This window comes from Mesorhizobium sp. M0030 (genome assembly GCF_040323695.1).
Lineage (GTDB): Bacteria > Pseudomonadota > Alphaproteobacteria > Rhizobiales > Rhizobiaceae > Mesorhizobium.
Genome location: NZ_JAMYVE010000014.1, coordinates 187,921 through 206,579, shown reverse-complemented (window position 1 = coordinate 206,579; position 18,659 = coordinate 187,921). Strand labels below are relative to the sequence as shown.

18 protein-coding genes and 1 pseudogene are annotated in these 18,659 nt (G+C 62.9%); 8 read left to right on the top strand and 11 right to left on the bottom strand.

The genetic code is table 11. The features are described 5' to 3' along the window. Positions 1–351: 351 nt before the first annotated feature. On the top strand, positions 352–1,395 hold the full coding sequence (gene holA, locus NKJ80_RS25745) for a DNA polymerase III subunit delta (RefSeq protein ID WP_352498549.1): 1,044 nt from the start codon (positions 352–354) through the stop codon (positions 1,393–1,395). A 271-nt stretch (positions 1,396–1,666) separates the two neighbouring features. On the opposite strand, the gene NKJ80_RS25740 is transcribed toward holA, so the two are convergent. From NKJ80_RS25740 to mnmE, 5 genes are all read right to left on the bottom strand, one after another. Then, entirely contained in the window at positions 1,667–2,554 is an 888-nt protein-coding gene (locus NKJ80_RS25740; RefSeq protein ID WP_023685045.1) for a ParB/RepB/Spo0J family partition protein, read from the bottom strand. Positions 2,555–2,615: 61 nt separating this feature from the next. Next, complete coding sequence (locus NKJ80_RS25735) at positions 2,616–3,413, bottom strand: ParA family protein (protein ID WP_023672118.1); 798 nt, start codon at positions 3,411–3,413, stop codon at positions 2,616–2,618. 65 nt (positions 3,414–3,478) lie between these two features. Beyond that, complete coding sequence (gene rsmG, locus NKJ80_RS25730; RefSeq protein ID WP_023685044.1) at positions 3,479–4,111, bottom strand: 16S rRNA (guanine(527)-N(7))-methyltransferase RsmG; 633 nt, start codon at positions 4,109–4,111, stop codon at positions 3,479–3,481. Beyond that, a complete protein-coding gene (mnmG, locus tag NKJ80_RS25725; protein ID WP_023685043.1) occupies positions 4,108–5,982 on the bottom strand; it encodes a tRNA uridine-5-carboxymethylaminomethyl(34) synthesis enzyme MnmG in 1,875 nt (624 codons plus the stop codon). Before mnmG ends, rsmG begins: the two co-directional genes overlap by 4 nt. 326 nt (positions 5,983–6,308) lie before the next feature. Then, positions 6,309–7,631, bottom strand: a complete 1,323-nt coding sequence (mnmE, locus tag NKJ80_RS25720) for a tRNA uridine-5-carboxymethylaminomethyl(34) synthesis GTPase MnmE (protein ID WP_023672115.1) — start codon at positions 7,629–7,631, stop codon at positions 6,309–6,311. Between the two features lie 51 nt (positions 7,632–7,682). Between mnmE and NKJ80_RS31505 the strand changes: the two are divergent. Beyond that, a pseudogene (locus tag NKJ80_RS31505) lies at positions 7,683–7,825 on the top strand (DUF255 domain-containing protein); the annotation flags it as partial. A 277-nt stretch (positions 7,826–8,102) separates the two neighbouring features. On the opposite strand, the gene yddG reads toward NKJ80_RS31505, so the two are convergent. The 4 genes from yddG to hemE form a co-directional block, all read right to left on the bottom strand. Beyond that, positions 8,103–9,029 carry an aromatic amino acid exporter YddG gene (gene yddG / locus NKJ80_RS25710; RefSeq protein WP_023672114.1) on the bottom strand — a complete coding sequence of 309 codons (927 nt, stop codon included), beginning with the start codon at positions 9,027–9,029 and terminating at the stop codon, positions 8,103–8,105. Between the two features lie 167 nt (positions 9,030–9,196). Next, positions 9,197–10,462 carry a transcription termination factor Rho gene (rho, locus tag NKJ80_RS25705; protein ID WP_023672113.1) on the bottom strand — a complete coding sequence of 422 codons (1,266 nt, stop codon included), beginning with the start codon at positions 10,460–10,462 and terminating at the stop codon, positions 9,197–9,199. Between the two features lie 163 nt (positions 10,463–10,625). Continuing rightward, positions 10,626–11,168 (bottom strand): protoporphyrinogen oxidase HemJ, encoded by a 543-nt coding sequence (gene hemJ, locus NKJ80_RS25700; RefSeq protein ID WP_023685042.1) that lies wholly within the window; start codon positions 11,166–11,168, stop codon positions 10,626–10,628. Further along, positions 11,168–12,199 carry a uroporphyrinogen decarboxylase gene (gene hemE, locus NKJ80_RS25695; protein ID WP_023685041.1) on the bottom strand — a complete coding sequence of 344 codons (1,032 nt, stop codon included), beginning with the start codon at positions 12,197–12,199 and terminating at the stop codon, positions 11,168–11,170. The genes hemJ and hemE overlap by 1 nt, the downstream gene beginning before the upstream one ends. Before the next feature lie 283 nt (positions 12,200–12,482). Here hemE and NKJ80_RS25690 point away from each other — a divergent pair, with 283 nt between their 5' ends. The 5 genes from NKJ80_RS25690 (at position 12,483) to dnaQ (ending at position 16,341) form a co-directional block, all read left to right on the top strand. Further along, a complete protein-coding gene (locus tag NKJ80_RS25690; RefSeq protein WP_488505159.1) occupies positions 12,483–13,421 on the top strand; it encodes a pyruvate, water dikinase regulatory protein in 939 nt (312 codons plus the stop codon). Positions 13,422–13,479: 58 nt separating this feature from the next. Next, positions 13,480–14,079, top strand: a complete 600-nt coding sequence (locus NKJ80_RS25685; protein WP_023685039.1) for a Maf-like protein — start codon at positions 13,480–13,482, stop codon at positions 14,077–14,079. Continuing rightward, positions 14,072–14,899: a shikimate dehydrogenase gene (locus NKJ80_RS25680; RefSeq protein ID WP_023685038.1), complete on the top strand. Its 828-nt coding sequence runs from the start codon at positions 14,072–14,074 to the stop codon at positions 14,897–14,899. The genes NKJ80_RS25685 and NKJ80_RS25680 overlap by 8 nt, the downstream gene beginning before the upstream one ends. A 27-nt stretch (positions 14,900–14,926) precedes the next feature. Then, positions 14,927–15,511, top strand: a complete 585-nt coding sequence (coaE, locus tag NKJ80_RS25675; protein WP_023687592.1) for a dephospho-CoA kinase — start codon at positions 14,927–14,929, stop codon at positions 15,509–15,511. A 125-nt stretch (positions 15,512–15,636) separates the two neighbouring features. Beyond that, entirely contained in the window at positions 15,637–16,341 is a 705-nt protein-coding gene (gene dnaQ / locus NKJ80_RS25670; protein WP_023672106.1) for a DNA polymerase III subunit epsilon, read from the top strand. 242 nt (positions 16,342–16,583) lie between these two features. Here the strand turns inward: dnaQ and secB are convergent, their stop codons facing one another. Together secB and NKJ80_RS25660 are read right to left on the bottom strand one after the other, a co-directional pair. Continuing rightward, positions 16,584–17,084: a protein-export chaperone SecB gene (gene secB / locus NKJ80_RS25665; protein WP_023672105.1), complete on the bottom strand. Its 501-nt coding sequence runs from the start codon at positions 17,082–17,084 to the stop codon at positions 16,584–16,586. Positions 17,085–17,226: 142 nt separating this feature from the next. Further along, positions 17,227–17,727 carry an FxsA family protein gene (locus NKJ80_RS25660; protein WP_023714414.1) on the bottom strand — a complete coding sequence of 167 codons (501 nt, stop codon included), beginning with the start codon at positions 17,725–17,727 and terminating at the stop codon, positions 17,227–17,229. A 196-nt stretch (positions 17,728–17,923) separates the two neighbouring features. On the opposite strand from NKJ80_RS25660, the gene NKJ80_RS25655 reads away from it, so the two are divergent. Continuing rightward, positions 17,924–18,628: a Tim44/TimA family putative adaptor protein gene (locus tag NKJ80_RS25655; RefSeq protein WP_352498548.1), complete on the top strand. Its 705-nt coding sequence runs from the start codon at positions 17,924–17,926 to the stop codon at positions 18,626–18,628. Positions 18,629–18,659 lie beyond the last annotated feature (31 nt).

Here is an 18,659-nt window from a genome sequence, read left to right as displayed (position 1 = left end):
CCTCTCCCCCGTCGATCGGGGGAGAGGTGTAGCGCGAAGCAACACCGGGTGGGGGGAGCCCCATGGGCGCAAGGCAAACCGTTAGATAGTTCCCATGCATTGTCAGTTAGCGGGGGTTTCCAGGTGGTCGCGTGCCGGGGGGGGGGGGGGGGGTCGACCCTTGGGCGCTAGGCAACGCTTGAGATAGTGCCCTTCCTTTGTCCGTTCGCGGCGATTGCCAGGTGGTTCCCCCACTCCGTCTCGGCTTCGCCGAGCCACCTCTCCCCCCTCCGGAGGGAGAGGAAGGGCGCCAAGGTCTCGAACGCTTTGGAGAACGTTCACTCAGCGACCGCATCATGCTAACCACCCTCCATGGCGCAGAAAAAAGGATACGAGGTCGATTCGTGGCTGGCGAAGCCTGACGCGCGCATATCGATCGTCCTGCTTTACGGACCCGACCGCGGCTTGGTCGCCGAGCGGGCCAAAACCTTTGCCGCGAAAACCGGCCTGCCGCTCGACGATCCGTTTTCCGTCGTACGGCTCGACGGCGCGGAGGTCGATCGCGACCAGGGCCGGCTGCTCGATGAAGCCCGCACCGTGCCGATGTTCTCCGACCGGCGGCTTCTGTGGGTGCGAAATGCCAGCGGTCAGAAGGCGCTGGCCGACGACGTCAAGGCGCTGACTGCGGAGCCCGCGCGCGACGCCATCATTCTCATCGAGGCTGGCGACCTGAAAAAGGGCGTCGGACTGCGCGCGATCGTCGAGGCCGCCGACACCGCCATGGCGCTGCCTTGCTACGCCGATGAAGCCCGCGACATCGATAGCGTCATCGACGACGAGTTGCGCAAGGCCGGCATGTCGATGGCGCTCGACGCACGCCAGGCGCTGCGCCGCAATCTCGGCGGCGACCGGTTGGCCTCACGCGGCGAGATCGAAAAGCTGGTGCTTTATGCCCACGGCCAGAAGGACATCAGCCTCGACGACGTAAGGGCGATGTCCGGCGACGTCTCCGGCGCCTCCTTCGACGACGCGGTCGATGCTATGCTGGAGGGCAGGATCGGTGACTTCGACACCGCCTTCACCCGCCACTGCCTGTCCGGCGGCCATCCTTTCCTGGTGCTGTCCTCGGCGATGCGGCAGCTGCAGCAGCTTCAGGTCATGCGCGGCCAGATGGACACCGCCGGCCGCAACGCCGCCTCGGCAGTGGCCGGCGCCCGTCCGCCGGTGTTTTTCTCGCGGCGCAAGCTGGTGGAGAAGGCGCTGGAGCGCTGGAACGTCGAGGCGCTCAGCCGCGCGCTGAACCGGCTGCAATCGGCCGTGCTGCAGACCAGGCGCAGGCCGGATTTGTCGGAAGCGCTGGCGCGGCAGGCGCTGCTCGGCATTGCGGTGGAGAGCGCGAGGCTGGCGCAGCGGTAATCTCCCCCCTTGAGGGGGAGATGTCGCCAAAGGCGACAGAGGGGGTCGCCGCGCGTGGAGCGCTGGCGCCTTTCGCAACGACAAACGAGGTCGGCGCTTGATGCGAGACGACCCCTTCTGGCCTGCCGGCCATCTCCCCCTCAAGGGGGAGATCAGCAGTTCGATCCCTTCGGCAATCGCCAATAAAAAGAAGGGCCGGCAACCGCCAAACCCTTTCTTCATCCTAAGCCAGAACTTCATTCGCCGGCTAAATATGCGCAACCCCAACCCTCTACCGCTCATCCTTCAACCGCCGGCATAGCTCGTCGAGCTGCTCCAGGCTGCGGTAGTCCACGCGGATCGCGCCGCCTTTGCCCTTGTGCTCGATGGTCACGATCATGCCGATCGTGTTGGTCATCAGCCTTTCCAGCGCCAGCGTGTCGGCATCCTTGCCCGATGCGCCGTGTGCTGGTTTTGCCTTGGGCGGCGTGCCGCCCGCCGGCATTTGCGCCAGCGCCTCGGCCTGGCGCACCGAAAGCCCTTCTTCGACGATCTGCTTGGCTAGCCCGGCGGGATCCTGCGCCGTCACCAGCGTCCGGGCATGGCCGGCCGACAGCGCGCCGTCGACCAGCATGTCGCGGATCACGTCGGGCAGCTTCAACAGCCTGAGCGTGTTGGCGACGTGGCTGCGGCTCTTGCCGATTACATTGCCGAGGTCGGCCTGTGTGTAGCCGTGGTCGTCGATCAATTGCTGGTAGCCGAGCGCCTCCTCGACCGGGTTGAGATCGGTGCGCTGGACGTTTTCTATGATCGCCAGTTCCAGCGCTGTGCGGTCGTTGACGTCGCGCACGATGATCGGGATCTCGGTCAGCCCGGCTCGCTGGGCCGCGCGCCAGCGCCGCTCGCCTGCAATGATTTCGTAGCGCCCGGCCTGCGTCGGCGAAGGCCGCGCCACCACCGGCTGCACCACGCCATGCTCGCGGATCGACTGCGCGAGATCGGTGAGGTCGGCGTCGCCAAAGTGCCGGCGCGGGTTTTTCGGATTCGGGCTCAGAAACTCGATCGGCACCTTGCCATCGGCATTCAAGCCCGGCTTTTCGGTCGCTGCCGGGCGATCGATCTCGCCGATCAGCGCCGCCAGTCCGCGCCCCAGTCTCTTTCTCGAAAGGTCGTCGCTCATCTCAATTCCAGATTCTTGATCGTTTCGGTACGGATCGGCTTTGTTTATCGACCCTGCCTAATCAAGCAGCGCGCAATTTGCGCTCGCGGCGGATCACTTCGGACGCCAGCTGCAGATAGGCCTGGCTGCCCGAGCATTTCAGGTCATAGAGGATTGCCGGCTTGCCATAGGAGGGCGCCTCGGACACTCGCACATTCCTAGGAATGATGGTCTCGTAGACCTTGTCGCCCATATGTGCCCGCACGTCCTGCACCACCTGGTTGGCGAGGTTGTTGCGGCCGTCATACATGGTCAGCACGATGCCCTGGATGATCAGGTCCGGATTGATCGAACGGCGCACCTGCTCCACCGTTTCCAGGAGTTGGCTTAGCCCTTCCAGCGCGAAGAACTCGCACTGCAGCGGCACAAGAACAGAATCGGCTGCCGCCATTGAATTCAAAGTCAAAAGGTTGAGCGAGGGCGGGCAGTCGATCAGCACATAGCCGAACGGCGCACCGCGCTCGGTGGCGGCGCGCAGCGCGTTGCGCAGCTTAAGCACGCGATCCGGCGCCGAGGCGATTTCCATCTCGATGCCGAGCAGATCGAGCGTCGACGGCACGATCGACAGGCCGGGCACCGCCGTTGGAATGGCGGCCTCTTCCAGGCCCAGTTCGCCGGTCAGCACATCGTAGGAGGAGACGGTGCGGTCCTTGCGGTCGATACCGAGACCCGTCGAGGCATTGCCTTGCGGGTCGAGATCGACGATCAGCACCTTTTCGCCGATCGCGGCCAGCGCCGTGGCCAGATTGATGGCGGTGGTTGTCTTGCCGACGCCGCCCTTCTGGTTGGCGACGGTGATGATGCGAGGTCCGGTTTTCATGGGTCTGTGCCAGGTATTCATGTGGGCCAGGTATTCATTGCGTCGCCAAGGTTGCGAAGGAGAGCTTACGCAGTCTGCAGATCGGTCACTTCGAGGATGACGCCATGGGCGTCGGTCATGCTCGGATGTTCTACCAGATCGAAAGCCCAGCGGTGAGTGCTTTCTTCCACCTCGGAGCGGTAATCCCGGCCTTTGTGGAACAGCGCCCGCGATCCCTTGGTCAGCCACGGCGCCGACAGATCGAGCAGCGCCGGCAGCGCGGCCAGCGCCCGCGCCGTGATGATTTCCGGTTCGGAAACAAGCGGATAGCTGTCGTCGATGCGCCGGGCGACGACCCGTGCCGGCAAACCGAACTGGCCAATGACCGCCTGTAAAAACGATGCTTTCTTGCGGTTGCTCTCGACCAGATCGATCGACGCGCCATTGCGTTCGACCAGCAGGAAGGCCATTACCAGGCCCGGAAAACCCCCGCCCGAACCGAGATCGGCCCAGCGTTTGGCCTGCGGTGCGATTCGCGCCAGCTGCGCGCTGTCCAGAATATGGCGGCCCCAGACATCGTCCAGCGTCGACGGCGCGGCCAGATTGATGCTGCGGTTCCATTTCAGGAACAACTGTTCGAACGTCACCAACCGATCGAATGTTTCACGTGAAACCGGTCCCGCGACCTCTTGCAGGCTCGCCCATGAGGCAGCGCTCACGCAACGGCCCTTTGGGCGGCCGATTCGGCGTTGCGGACGTGCGCGACGATGATGGCCAGCGCCGCCGGCGTCATGCCTTCCATACGCTGCGCGTCAGCGATCGAACGCGGCTGACGCGTTAACATCTTCTGCTTCAGCTCATTGGATAGGCCGGGAACATCGGCGAAATCCACCGACGCCGGGATCAACCGGCTTTCCTCGCGGCGGATCTGTCCGACATCCGCCTGCTGGCGATCAAGGTAAACCGAATATTTCGCTTCCGTTTCGAGCCGCTCAGCGGTTTTGACGTCGATTGCGCCAAAGGCCGGCGCAACACGGGCCAGCCAGGCTATATCGACGCCGGGATGAGCGAGCAATTCATAAGCGGAGCGGCGCACGCCGTCCCTGTTGATCTCCAGCCCATGCCGCGCCGCTTCGTTGGGCGTCATGGTCGTCGCAACTGCGAGTTCGCGCGCCCTATCAAGATCCTGTGTGACTTGATTGAACCGCTGCGTCCGCTCCGGCGACACGATACCAAGCCGATTTGCCAGAGGCGTAAGCCTTTCATCGGCATTGTCGGCGCGCAGCGATAGGCGAAACTCCGCCCGCGAAGTGAACATGCGGTAGGGCTCGGCAATGCCGCGGCTGGTGAGGTCGTCGACCATCACTCCGATGTAGGCTTCGGTGCGGCTGAGCACGATTTGGTCGTCGGCCGCCGCCTTGCGCGCGGCGTTGAGCCCGGCGAGCAGGCCCTGCGCTCCGGCTTCTTCATAACCGGTGGTGCCGTTGATCTGACCGGCTAGGAAAAGCCCCGCAATACGTTTGGCCTCAAGCGTCGGCTCCAACTCGCGCGGATCGACATGGTCGTATTCGATGGCATAGCCGGGCTGCAGCATGGTCGCCCGCTCTAGCCCGGGTATAGTTTTGAGAATGTCGAGTTGCACATCCTCGGGCAGGGAGGTCGAAATGCCATTGGGGTAGACCGTGTCGTCGTCCAGCCCTTCCGGCTCGAGGAATATCTGATGACCTTCTCGATCGCCGAACTTGACGATCTTGTCTTCGATCGACGGGCAATAGCGTGGTCCGACCCCCTCTATCGAGCCGGAATACATGGCGGAGCGGCCGAGATTGGCGCGGATCAGCTCGTGCGTCGCCGGTGTCGTACGCGTGATGCCGCAATGGATTTGCGGATTCTTGATTGTGTCGGTGAGCAGCGAGAACGGCACTGGATGTTCGTCGGCCGCCTGGCTTTCCAGCGACGCCCAGTCGATGGTGCGGCCATCGAGCCGCGGCGGCGTGCCGGTCTTCAGCCGTCCAAGCGCGAAACCGGCGCGGCTCATCGTCGCCGACAGGCCAAGGCTCGCCTGCTCGTTCATCCGCCCGGCGACAATCTTCCTGTCGCCAATGTGAATAAGACCGCGGAGAAACGTGCCGGTGGTCAGCACCACCGCGCCGCACACCAACCGGCGCCCGTCGGCCAGGCGCACAGCGGCGACCCGTCCATCCACGATGTCGAAGTCCAGAACCTCGCCTTCGATGACGTCGAGACCGTTCTGCTGCCGAATCGCTTCCTGCATGGCCAGCCGATACAGCTTGCGGTCGGCCTGCGTGCGCGGCCCGCGCACGGCAGGGCCTTTGCGGCGATTGAGCAGGCGGAATTGGATGCCGGCAGCATCGGCGATGCGGCCCATCAGCCCGTCCATGGCGTCGATCTCACGCACCAGATGGCCCTTCCCGAGGCCGCCGATCGCCGGATTGCAGGACATGACACCGATCGTGTCGAAGCGCAGCGTGACCAGCGCGGTCCTGGCGCCGGCGCGCGCGGCAGCGCACGCAGCCTCGCACCCGGCATGGCCACCGCCCACCACAACCACATCATAGCGATCGATCATTGTCCCTTCCAGATTCAGAGATTTCCCGACACATGTCCCCACGAGAGGACGCTGTCAAGGATTGCAGGTTGATTCGTTCACGTGGACCGGAGTGCTGAAAGTCGCAGAGGTGTTTCACGTGAGTCAGGGAAGCGGCGACAATTACCTCGGCTGGCGCTGCCCCTCATCTGCCTGCCGGCATCTTCTCCCGGAGGACAATGAGGGGCGGGGCCGGCCTTCGGCACTTGCCGTTTTTGCCAAACTCCTCATTTCACGTGAAACACGCACTAGGGCGGCCCCCCTGTGTTTCACGTGAGTCACTCACACGCCCCCCTGTTTCACGTGAGTCACTTTCCAATGCAAAACTGCGAAAAGATCACGTCCAGCAGGTCCTCGACATCCACCGCGCCGACAATCCGGCCAAGTCGGTCCGCCGCAAGACGCAGCTCCTCCGCCCGTAGCTCCTGGCCGCACTCTTGCCCCGACAAAGCCGAGATCAGAAAGCGCCTGGTCTCATTGAGCAGCTCCACATGCCGCAACCGAGACGGCAGGATGTCACCGGCATCGCCGATAGCAGCCGCGGCGCGCCTGCCGATCTCAGCCAGCAGTTCAGCCAAACCAGTGCCGTCCACCGTCGATATCAACGCATCATACGCCTCTGATCGCGGCGAACCTTTCAAGAGATCGACCTTGGTGCCGATTCTCAAAGCCGGGGCGTCAACAGGCATGTTGCCGATCGCAGTAGGGTCCGCCAGATCTTCCAGCAACAGCACCAGGTCAGCCGTGTGCGCCTTGGCCCGCGCCTTTTCGATACCGATCGCTTCGATCTTGCCGGGCGACTCGCGCAGGCCCGCGGTGTCGGTTACCCTGACCCGCACTCCGTGGAGATCCAGCACCACTTCGAGCAAGTCCCGCGTCGTGCCGGGCTCGTCGGTAACAATCGCCGCCTCACGCCTGGCCAGCGCGTTGAACAGGCTGGATTTGCCGGCGTTCGGTGCACCGAGGATGACAACCTCAAACCCGTCACGGATGATCTCGGCGGCATGGAAGCCATCGACATGCCGGCCGATCTCGCCCACCATTGCGCGCACATCGGACCAAACCGTGTCCGAAACCGAACCGGGCACGTCGTCTTCGTCGGCGAAGTCGATTTCCGCCTCGATCATCGCCCGTGCATGGATCAGCCGACGGCGCCAGCCAAGATAGAGTTCGCTTTGCACTCCTTCGGCATTCTGCACGGCAAAGCGCCGCTGCGCTTCGGTTTCGGCGTTGACCAGATCGGCCAACGCCTCCGTCTCGACCAGATCCAGCTTGCCGTTGAGAAGAGCCCGGCGCGTAAATTCACCAGGTTCCGCATGACGCACGCCGTCAAACCCGGCAATGATCTCCAGCATCTTGCTGGCGACGGCGCGGCCGCCATGGACGTGGAACTCGGCGACATCCTCGCCGGTAAAACTGTTCGGCCCCGGAAAAAACAGCACCAGGCCGTTGTCGATAAGCGACCCGTCCACTGTTCGGAGCTTGCGCAGGGTCGCAACCCGGTCCTTGATCATGCCGTCGGCAACCGTTTCGACAGCGAATCGAGTTCTTGGTCCGGAGATGCGGATGACAGCGATGCCGGCAGGCAGGCGGCCGCTGGACAGCGCAACAATCGAATCGCCTGAAATCATTTGCCCGTTCTCACCGGTCGCCTAGCTGTCCGGTCGACAATCCCACAGTATGCGGCCGTCATGAACCGGCTGTTCGTCAATATCAAGGTCGATCGCGAGGAGCGGCCGGACATTACCAAATCTGTATAGCCGCCTTGTCATCCATGTGCGAGCAGGCGGGTCCTAATTCCGACGCCAAGCAGTTCTGGGCGGGCCAGCAAGCCCTACGCAGGCCGCATCGTTAACGCTTGTGCCTGGCCCCGAGCCGTGAAGCTGGATCCTTCGCCCCCGACAGGCAAGCTTCGTTCCGGCTGCGAATCAGAATCCCGACCCGCGTCACGCCGATATTGTCGCCCCGATCGGAACGCATGCGAATCGATCGAACATTGGCCAGTGGCATCCGGCCGCCAACCGGCAGACCGGAGCTATGCACCGGCTATCCTGCCCGTGGCGCCGGATCCGTAGGAACCGAGCCGTTGTTGCGACGGCAGGTCAACCGGTGTTTCCGTCCAACGCCGAAGGAAGCGGCGTCGCATCAATGGATGGCGACCGCGGCCCGAACAGCAAATCCTTGGCCGCGACCACCGCTCCGACCGTGATCAGGATGCAAGCAACAGCCACCGACCAGTGAAACACACCAAAGCCTGCCAGCAGAAGCACGATGACCGAGAAGAGGGGCGCGGCATAGGAGAGGGCGCCGAGGATCATGATGTCCCCGTGCTTGCAGCCATAGTCCCAGGCGTAAAAGCCGGCGCCTAGCGGTATTACGCCCAAGATGACGATGGCGCTCCACTCCGTCGCCGTCTGTGCCCAGACGGTGGTCTCAAGGGTGAGGTGCAGCACCAAGGCGACCGCAGCCGTGATGAAGCAGTAACCGACGACCACATCGGTCGGCACCTTGCCAAAGCGGCGCGATAAAACCGAATAGCCGGCCCAGATGAAAGCGCAGAACAGCGAGATGACATGCCCCTTCATCACACCATTGGCCAGTCCGATCGTGCCGCCCTTGGTGATCACCACAATGGCGCCGGCAAGGCCGAGCATGACGCCGGCAATGTGATGGGCCCTCAGCTTTTCTCCAGGCAGGAAGGCGGCAAAGACGACGATCAGCAACGGCCAGAGATAGGCGATCAGGCTGACCTCGACCGGCGGCGCCGACTGGATGGCGAAGAAATAGGCGCAGTGGTAGATGCACAGCCCCGCTGTGCCGAGCGCCCAGACCTGCCACGGCTGGCGCAGCGACTTGATCGCCGCCGGACGGACAAGCCAGCTCGACGCGCCGACCAACCCGCCAAGCAGAAACGTCATCGCCGCCAGCTGAAAGGGCGGAATCGGTCCCGCCGCCGTCGAAAGCAGCGCCAGGAAGGACCATGTCAGGATGGCCGAGAACCCGATCAGGGTCGGGATTGTTTTCTCCATGCGGCTTCCGATCTTCGAGACGCGATTACTCGCATGACGACAGCTGTGGAAATTGCCGCCCAAGGCCACGCCCTGTCGGAAATGCGACCTGTTTGCCCCCGCAATGAAAAACCCCGTCCCAGTTCCCGGAACGGGGCTTCAATGCGAAACGATGGCCGACGAGAAGCTTACGTGTTCATCGAATCGAAGAAATCGGCGTTGGTCTTGGTCTGCTTCAGCTTGTCGATCAGGAACTCGATCGCATCCGTGGTTCCCATCGGCGCCAGGATGCGGCGCAGGACGAAGATCTTCTGCAGATCCTGCTTGGAGACCAGCAGGTCTTCCTTGCGGGTGCCGGACTTCAAAATGTCCATGGCCGGGTAGATGCGCTTGTCGGCGACCTTGCGGTCGAGCTGGATTTCGCAGTTGCCGGTGCCCTTGAACTCTTCGAAGATGACTTCGTCCATGCGGCTGCCGGTGTCGATCAGCGCGGTGGCGATGATGGTCAGCGAGCCGCCTTCCTCGATGTTGCGGGCCGCGCCGAAGAAGCGCTTCGGCCGCTGCAGCGCGTTGGCGTCGACACCGCCGGTCAGCACCTTGCCGGAGGACGGCACAACGGTGTTGTAGGCACGGCCGAGGCGGGTGATCGAATCGAGCAGAATAACGACGTCGCGGCCATGCTCGACCAGGCGCTTGGCCTTTTCGATGACCATTTCGGCGACCTGGACGTGGCGCACCGCCGGTTCGTCAAAGGTCGAGGACACGACCTCGCCCTTCACCGAACGCTGCATGTCGGTCACTTCTTCTGGCCGTTCATCGATCAGAAGTACGATCAGATAGCATTCCGGATGATTGGCCGTGATCGAGTGGGCGATATTCTGCATCAGCACCGTTTTACCGGTACGCGGCTGCGCGTTGATGAGCGCGCGCTGTCCCTTGCCGATCGGCGCCACCAGGTCGATCACCCGCGACGAGATGTCCTTGCCGGTCGGATTGTCGATCTCCATCTTCAGCCGCTTGGTCGGATAGAGCGGCGTCAGATTGTCGAAATGGATCTTGTGACGGATCTTTTCGGGATCGTCGAAATTGATCGTGTTGACCTTGAGAAGGGCGAAATAGCGCTCGCCCTCTTTTGGGCTGCGGATCGGCCCTTCGACGGTATCGCCGGTCTTCAAGGAGAAGCGGCGGATCTGCGAGGGCGAGATGTAGATATCGTCGGGACCCGGGAGATAATTGGCGTTGGCTGAGCGCAGGAAGCCGAAACCGTCCTGCAACAACTCGACCACACCATCGCCGATGATCTCGACGTCCTGGGCGGCCAGTTTCTTCAGGATGGCAAACATCAGTTCCTGCTTGCGCATGACGCTGGCGTTTTCCACTTCGAGCGATTCGGCATAGGCGATCAGCTCTGGCGGCTTCTTGTTCTTGAACTCTGCGAGTTTCATTTCTTGCATAGACGGACTCTGAATCTGCTTTGGGGAAAATATATCGGCTGGATGCGATAAATGCCGGGCGCGGCCGAAAGCAATCAAGGGCGGCGCATGACGGGAAGGAAGACCCGTCTTTTATCGTCGGTCGGGGGAAAGAGCAAGCTGCGTTTTGTCGACCGAAATGGGCCTAGAACGGCTTGACGACAACCAGGATGACGATGGCGATCATCAGCAATGTGGGGATCTCGTTGACGATTCGCCAGTGCCGCGCCGGTTTTTCATTGCGGTCCTCGGCGAATTTCCTGACAGCACCGGCCAGATAGCCATGCACGCCCGACAGCAACAGCACCAAGCCTATCTTGGCGTGCAGCCAGCCGCCGTGAAAGCCAAACACTTTCCAGGCAAGCCAAAGCCCGAACACCCAGGTGACGATCATCGCCGGATTGATGATGCCGCGCAGCAGACGCCGCTCCATCACCTTGAAGGTCTCCGATTGGACGGACCCCTTCTCTGCGTCGGCGTGGTAGACCAGCAATCGCGGCAGATAGAGCATGCCGGCCATCCAGGAGATGACGGCCAGGATATGGATTGCCTTCGCCCAGGGATAGAAACCCTCAGGCGCAAAGAAAAACAAAAGTGCGGTGAGAACAACCAGCACTCCGATGCCGATGGTCATGCGCATCATCGCCCCACGAGTGCTGTTGCCGCGCGTATTATCCGATTGAGCCATCAGCGTGTCGCGCTCCGCACCTGCTTCACCATCGCCTCGACATGTGCCACCGGCGTCTCCGGCGTGATGCCATGGCCGAGATTGAAGATCAGCGGTCCGTCGCCCAGCGCCTTGAGGATCGCATCGACGCCGTCCGACAGGGCTTTGCCGCCGGCCACGAGCCGCAAGGGATCGAGGTTGCCCTGGACCGCACCCGAGCGCTGCAGTTCGTTCGCCGCCGCCAGGGGTACGGTCCAGTCGATCCCCAGCCCCGTGACACCGGTCTTCTCACGATAGGTCTCGTAGCGGGCGCCGGCGCCCTTGGGAAAGCCTATGATCGGAACATCGGGATGAACCGCACGAACCTGCCTGACGATCTCCGCCACCGGCTGCACGCAGAACTGATCGAAAGACGCATCATCAAGCACGCCGGACCACGAATCGAAAATCTGCACCACGTCGGCACCGGCTTCGATCTGGCGGATCAAATAGGCCGCGGAGTGGTCGGCGAGCACTTTCAGGAGATGCTTGAAGGCCGTCGGTTCGCGATAGGCAAACAGCCGCGCCGGCGCTTGGTCGGGTGTGCCGTGGCCAGCGATCATGTAGGTCGCCACCGTCCACGGCGCGCCGCAGAAGCCGATCAGCGTGGTCTCGTCAGGCAATCTTGCACGCAGCCGGCGAACCGTCTCGTAGACGGGTTCGAGATTCACGTGAAACGTTTCGCCGTTGAGAGCCGAAATCTGAGCTGCAGTGATTGGCGTCAGCAGCGGCCCGCGGCCCTCCTCGAAGCGGACATCGCGCCCAAGCGCATGCGGCACGACCAGAATGTCCGAGAACAGGATCGAGGCATCGAAGCCGAAGCGCTCGATCGGCTGCAGCGTCACCTCGACGGCCAGATCAGGATTGTAGCAAAGATCGAGAAAGGACCCGGCGCGCTTTCTGGTCTCGCGGTACTCCGGCAAATAGCGCCCGGCCTGGCGCATCATCCAGAGCGGCGGCGGAAACACTGCCTCGCCTCTCAGCACGTCCAGCACGATGCGGTTCTCGGGCATTGAGCGCTCTCTTCCCTGCCTTCTCTATAATTAAATAGTCTATTTCTAGAATTTTCTGATTCTAAGAGTCTGTTGGTATCGGTGGTTGTCACCTGTCCCGCTTTGCCCTGGAAAAGGCCAGCCAGCATTTTGTCGCGTGTTTCTTCCGCGGGATTGTCAAAGAGTGTGGATGACCAGGATTCCATCACTGGAGTCAATGGTTTGACGTAGCCGCTGAAAAACCGCCTCTGTGGATGAAGCGCTGGCAAAAACGCCCGTCCCCAGATTTGTCCCCAACCGCACAGTGAAGCTGACAGCGCATCGAATTGTGGACAACTGGCCTTCTGATACAGTCGCCTCCAGCCGGTCGCCTTTGCGGCCCCGGTTTATCCACACAAGCCCACAGCCTGAGGCGCCCCCTGTGAACAAACCCCAGAGCTTCTTTCACCTGCACCTGATTTCCGACGCCACCGGCGAGACGCTGCTGGCGGCCGGCCGAGCCGCCTCGGCGCAATACAAGGATGCGCGCGCCATCGAGCATATCTATCCGCTCATCCGCACCGAAAAGCAGGTGGCGAAAGTCTTCGAGGACATAGAAGAGGAACCGGGCATCATCCTCTACACCGTCGTCGACCAGAAGCTGGCGCGCGGTATTGACGAGCGCTGCGCCGCCATGGGGCTGCCCTGCGTTTCGGTGCTGGAGCCGGTCCTCACCGTGTTCCAGTCCTATCTCGGCACGCCGGCCGGCCGCCGCGTCGGCGCCCAGCATGTGCTCGATGCCGATTATTTCCACCGTATCGACGCACTCAATTTTACGATGGAGCATGATGACGGGCAGCTGCCGCTCAACATGGACGACGCCGATGTCGTGCTGATCGGCATTTCCAGGACATCGAAGACGCCGACCAGCATCTATCTCGCCAACCGCGGCATCAAGACCGCCAACATCCCGATCGTGCTCGGCGTGCCGGTGCCCGAAAGCCTGGCCGCTGCTACCAAGCCGCTGATCGTCGGGCTGATCGCCACCGCCGAACGCATCTCGCATGTCCGGCAGAACCGCGTGCTCGGCAACAGCAGCACCTACGAAGCGACCGATTATGTCGACCGTGCCTCGATCGCCGAAGAGCTCGCCTATGCCCGCCAGATCTGCACCCGCCACAATTGGCCGATGATAGACGTCAGCCGCCGTTCGATCGAAGAGACCGCGGCAGCCATTGTTGCCCTGCGGGGGAAGAATAGATGATGGGATGGCAACGCGACCTCCTGCCCCAATCAACCACTATCGACCAGGCCCAGAACCCATGACCGAAAAAATCATCCTCGCCTCCGGCAGCCCGTTCCGCAAAGCAATGCTCATCAATGCCGGGCTCGGCATCGAAGCGGTGCCTGCCGATGTCGACGAGCGTGCGCTCGAGGCGCCGTTGCAGGACAGCGGTGTGTCGCCGGAAGATGTCGCCCTGATACTCGCCGAAGCCAAGGCGACCGAGGTCAGCGAACGCAGACCGGGCGCCCTGGTGCTCGGCTGCGACCAGACTTTGTCACTGGGAGATGAAGTGTTCCACAAGCCGGCCGACATGGAAGGCGCCCGCCGCCATCTGCTGGCGCTGTCGGGCAAGACGCATCAGCTGAACAGCGCCGCCGTGCTCTGCCGCAACGGCAAGGTGCTGTGGCGTCACGTCGGCATCGCCAGCCTTACCATGCGCAAGCTCGATCCGGCCTTCGTCGGCCGGCACCTGGCCCGCGTCGGCGCCAAGGCGTTGTCGAGCGTCGGCGCCTACCAGATCGAGGGCGAAGGCATCCAGCTGTTCGAAAAGATCGAAGGCGATTATTTCACCATTGTCGGCCTGCCGCTGTTACCGGTGCTGGCGGAATTGCGTGCGCTCGGAGCCATCGATGGTTGAGAAAAAAGCTTTCGTCACCGGCCATCCGATCGCGCATTCGCGCTCGCCGAAGATCCACGGCTATTGGCTGAACACATACGGCATCGACGGCAGCTATCATGCGATCGATGTCGCGCCGGCCGATTTTCCCGAGTTCCTCTCTTCCCTCCAGGCCAATGGCTATCAGGGCGGCAACGTCACCATTCCACACAAGGAAGTCGCCTTCGCCCGGGTCGAGCGCCGCGACGAGGCGGCGGAGATGATCGGCGCGGTCAACATGCTGTGGCTGGACGACGGCGTGCTGTGGGGCGGCAATTCGGACTGGATCGGCTTTGCCGGCAATCTCGACGAGCATGCCCGGGGCTGGGAGAGAAACGCTCCGGCCGTGGTGCTCGGCGCCGGTGGCGCGTCGCGCGCGGTCATCCACGCGCTTAAATCGCGCGGCATCAAAGATATCCGCATCGTCAACCGCACATTGGCGCGGGCGCAGGAACTCGCCGACCGCTTCGGGGCCGGCGTCTCGGCGCATGGCGCGGTCGGCGACTTGCTTGGCGATGCCGGCTTGCTGATCAACACGACGGCACTTGGCATGCATGGCGATGCGACGCTGGCCGCCGATCCGGCCGGCCTGCCAGCTCACGCCATTGTCGCAGACATCGTCTATGTGCCGCTGGAAACACCGCTGCTTGCCGCTGCCCGCGCGAGAAACTTGAAGACGGTCGACGGGCTCGGCATGCTGTTGCACCAGGCTGTGCCCGGTTTCGAACGCTGGTTCGGCAAGAAGCCGCAGGTCACGCCTGAGTTGCGACAGATGATCGTCGCCGACATCGTCGCCAAATGATGGGTCGCAAATGATGGGCGCAAAATGATGATCGTGCTTGGCCTCACCGGGTCGATCGGCATGGGCAAGTCGACGACGGCGAAAATGTTCGTCGACGCCGGCGTGCCGGTGCATGACTCCGACGAGACCGTGCATCGCCTCTATGCCGGCAAGGCAGCACCTCTCGTCGAGGCGGCCTTTCCCGGCACCGTGATTGCCGGTTCGGTCGACCGCACCGAGTTGGCGCGCCGCGTGCTCGGCAACGCTGCTGCGCTGAAGACATTGGAGGCGATCGTCCATCCGCTGGTGCGGGCCGATGCCGATGCCTTTCTGGCAAGGCACCGCGCCGCCGCCGCGCCGCTCGTCGTGCTCGACATTCCGCTGCTGTTCGAAACCGGCGGCCGCAACCGTGTCGACAAGGTCGTCGTCGTCACCGCGCCGGCCAATATCCAGCGCGCCCGCGTGCTGGCGCGTCCTGATATGAGCGAGGAAAAGCTGGCGGCCATCCTGGCCAAGCAGGTGCCCGATGCCGAAAAACGCCGGCAGGCCGATTTCGTCATCGACACCGGTGAAGGCATGGACGCCGCCCGCAGCGCGGTCGGCGCGATCATTGCCGAGCTCTCAGGGCGCTGAGCTCGCCTGCTAACTCCTGGGGGATAAGTCGCGCCCATAAGGCTCCTGACGGCAGGCTGTCGGCATTGCCCATTGCCATTTTGTTGCGCTCCATGATTCTACTCCTCCAGGAGTGAGTTGATTCTATGCGTGAGATCATTTTCGATACCGAAACCACCGGACTCGACATGCGCGACGACCGCATCATCGAGCTTGGCGGCGTCGAGCTGGTCAACCGCTTCCCGACCGGCCGCACCTTCCACAAATTCATCAATCCGCAGGGGCGCGCCGTCCATGTCGAGGCGCAAGCCGTGCACGGCATCAGCGCCGCCGACCTCGTCGGCAAGCCGACCTTTGCCGAAATCGCCGAGGAATGGCTCGCCTTCACCGACGGCGCCAAGCTCGTCGCCCACAACGCCAATTTCGACATCGGCTTCCTCAACACGGAATTCGGGCGGCTCGGCCAGCCGGCCATAGACACCGGGCGCGTCGTCGACACGCTGGCGCTGGCGCGGCGCAAGCATCCGATGGGCCCCAATTCGCTCGACGCGCTCTGCCGCCGCTACGGCATCGACAACGGCCACCGCACCAAGCACGGCGCGCTGCTCGATTCCGAGCTCCTGGCCGAGGTCTACATCGAACTCATCGGCGGCAAGCAGGCCGCACTTGTCCTCGACGCGGTCGTGGTGCAGCTCAACAGCAATGGCGACGTTGCCGACATCGACATCTCGATCGCCGCCAGGCCAATCGCCCTGCCGCCGCGCCTGACTGAGGGCGAGCGAGCGGCGCATGCGGGGCTGGTGGCGACGCTGGGTGAAAAGGCGCTGTGGCTGAAGGTGGCGGCGGGGTGAACGGATCGCGGAGGTAGCGTTCCGTCACACCCCTCTCTGGCCTGCCGGCCATCTCCCCCTCAAGGGGGGAGATCAGCAGCTTCGCCGCTCCAGCCCATTCCTGCAACGTCTAAAGTTGGCGAAGGTCGCGATGAGGGGGAGATGCCTGGCAAGGCAGAGGGGGTGCTGTCCCGCCAGCATCTCAGTATACAAAAAGCCCGGCACGAAGCCGGGCTTTCAACTCATGCGCGTGACGCTTGCCTTCAGCTCACCTTGACCTTCGATGCCGCCTGGTCCTCGGCCAGCTTCTGCTGGAACATCTGGGCAAAATCGATCGGGTCGAGCATCAACGGCGGGAAGCCGCCATTGCGGGTGGCTTCGGCGATGATCTGGCGGGCGAACGGGAACAAAAGCCGCGGGCATTCGATGAACAGGATCGGCAGCATGTGCTCCTGCGGGAAGCCGGCGATGGCGAAGACGCCGCCATAGACCAGTTCGACATTGAACAGCACTTCCTGGTCGAAGGACGCCTTGGCGTTCAAGGTCAGATTGACGTCGAACTGCTTGTCGGAGAGCGGGTTGGCATTGACATTGACGTTGATCGCAATGCCTGGGGCCTTGTCGCGGCCGCGCAGCGAGTTCGGCGCGCCGGGGCTTTCGAAGGACAGGTCCTTCACATACTGGGCAAGCACGTTGAGCGAGGGCTGCGCCGTTTCGCCGTTGCCGTTGGCGGCGCCGACCGGCGCGTCATCTTTGCTGGCCATGAGCCTTGTTCCTTTTGCCTGGACAGCAGCGCTGACCGAATTGAAATCGGGCGTTGGCTAGCATGGTCGGCATGACAAGACAAGGTTTGCCGCCTTCAGGCCGAAGGGGTCGATGTAGCCTCAGTCGTCCTCAAGGCGACGGTCAGTCGTCCTTCAGGCGGCGCCACGGCGAGTTATGGTCGGGACCGCGCTTGAAATCGTCCTCGCGCGAATAGTCGCCGTCGTCGAGGTCGATGACCTTGTCGCGCGACCTACCGCGAAAACCGCCGGCGGTGAAATCGGTCGCGACGACGATGCGGCCCTTGAGCCTGCGCCAGGCAAGGTCGCGCACCGGCGGCAGGAACAGCAGCAGGCCGATAATATCGGTAATGAAGCCGGGGATGATCAACAGGATGGCGGCGACCACGATCATGGCGCCATGCGCGAGCTGGCGGCTGGGGTCGCCGCCGCCGGCCATCTCGGCGCGGACCCGCGCCATGACACCAAAACCCTGGTGCCGGAGCAGAAGCACGCCGGCAATGCTTGAAGCCAGCACCAGGCCGACCGTGGCGAGCGCCCCGACCTCGCGGCCGACAATGACGAAACCGGCGATTTCCAGCAACGGCAGCGCAAGCAGGAACAGAGGAAGGAAGGAAATGCGCAAGTCTTGACCGATCGTTTCCATGTTTGCCGGGCGGCGCATAATCGCCGCTGGCACTGAGGCCGTTAGATAGGTATGCCTGCCTTTGATTTGAATGATTGCGCCATGCGTTCTATATGCTTTGCATGTTTAACGCCATGCGACCGCCGCCCGATTGGCTGGCGGTCCCGGCCAGGTCAGGGATTGATTGGCGAAAGATATGGGATTCTTCGACTTCGGCACCATTTTCTTTCTGATTGCGGCGGTGGTGATCTTTTTCCAGCTGCGCAACGTGCTTGGCCGCCGCACGGGCAGCGAGCGCCCGCCCTTCGATCCGTACACGGCCAGCCGCACCGAGAAGGACGCGACCCAGAAGCCCGAAAATGTGGTTTCGCTGCCACGCAAGCGCATGCCGGGCGAGACGGCTGCCGAGACCTACGCGGCCATCGATGCCTTCGCCAAGCCCGACACCGACCTCAACAAGGGCCTGCGCGCGATCAAGGATAATGATCCCTCCTTCGACCCCAAAGTCTTCGTCGACGGCGCCAAGCTGGCCTACGAGATGATCGTCATGGCCTATGCCGATGGCGACCGAAAAACGCTGAAGAACCTGTTGTCGCGCGAGGTTTTTGACGGCTTCGTTGCCGCGATTGGCGACCGCGAGGCGAAAGCCGAAAAGATCCAGTCCTCCTTCGTCGGCATCGACAAGGCCGACATCGTCTCGGCCGAGATGAAGGGCGGCGAGGCCCACATCACGCTGCGCATCGTGAGCGAACTGATTTCGGCGACCCGCGACAAGGCGGGTGCCGTCATCGATGGCGATCCCGAGACGGTGGCCGAGGTCAAGGATGTCTGGACCTTCGCCCGCGACACACGCTCGCGCGATCCGAACTGGAAGCTGGTCGCCACCGAGGAAGAAGACTGAGCCTATGCATGTCGCCCGGTGCGGGCAGCTT

Bases quoted from the DNA above. Each gene is read 5' to 3' on its own strand.
- holA (WP_352498549.1), top strand. From the start codon at position 352: ATGGCGCAGAAAAAAGGATACGAGGTCGATTCGTGGCTGGCGAAGCCT.
- NKJ80_RS25740 (WP_023685045.1), bottom strand. From the start codon at position 2,554: ATGAGCGACGACCTTTCGAGAAAGAGACTGGGGCGCGGACTGGCGGCG.
- NKJ80_RS25735 (WP_023672118.1), bottom strand. From the start codon at position 3,413: ATGAAAACCGGACCTCGCATCATCACCGTCGCCAACCAGAAGGGCGGC.
- mnmG (WP_023685043.1), bottom strand. From the start codon at position 5,982: ATGATCGATCGCTATGATGTGGTTGTGGTGGGCGGTGGCCATGCCGGG.
- mnmE (WP_023672115.1), bottom strand. From the start codon at position 7,631: ATGATTTCAGGCGATTCGATTGTTGCGCTGTCCAGCGGCCGCCTGCCT.
- yddG (WP_023672114.1), bottom strand. From the start codon at position 9,029: ATGGAGAAAACAATCCCGACCCTGATCGGGTTCTCGGCCATCCTGACA.
- rho (WP_023672113.1), bottom strand. From the start codon at position 10,462: ATGCAAGAAATGAAACTCGCAGAGTTCAAGAACAAGAAGCCGCCAGAG.
- hemJ (WP_023685042.1), bottom strand. From the start codon at position 11,168: ATGGCTCAATCGGATAATACGCGCGGCAACAGCACTCGTGGGGCGATG.
- hemE (WP_023685041.1), bottom strand. From the start codon at position 12,199: ATGCCCGAGAACCGCATCGTGCTGGACGTGCTGAGAGGCGAGGCAGTG.
- NKJ80_RS25685 (WP_023685039.1), top strand. From the start codon at position 13,480: ATGACCGAAAAAATCATCCTCGCCTCCGGCAGCCCGTTCCGCAAAGCA.
- NKJ80_RS25680 (WP_023685038.1), top strand. From the start codon at position 14,072: ATGGTTGAGAAAAAAGCTTTCGTCACCGGCCATCCGATCGCGCATTCG.
- coaE (WP_023687592.1), top strand. From the start codon at position 14,927: ATGATCGTGCTTGGCCTCACCGGGTCGATCGGCATGGGCAAGTCGACG.
- dnaQ (WP_023672106.1), top strand. From the start codon at position 15,637: ATGCGTGAGATCATTTTCGATACCGAAACCACCGGACTCGACATGCGC.
- secB (WP_023672105.1), bottom strand. From the start codon at position 17,084: ATGGCCAGCAAAGATGACGCGCCGGTCGGCGCCGCCAACGGCAACGGC.
- NKJ80_RS25655 (WP_352498548.1), top strand. From the start codon at position 17,924: ATGGGATTCTTCGACTTCGGCACCATTTTCTTTCTGATTGCGGCGGTG.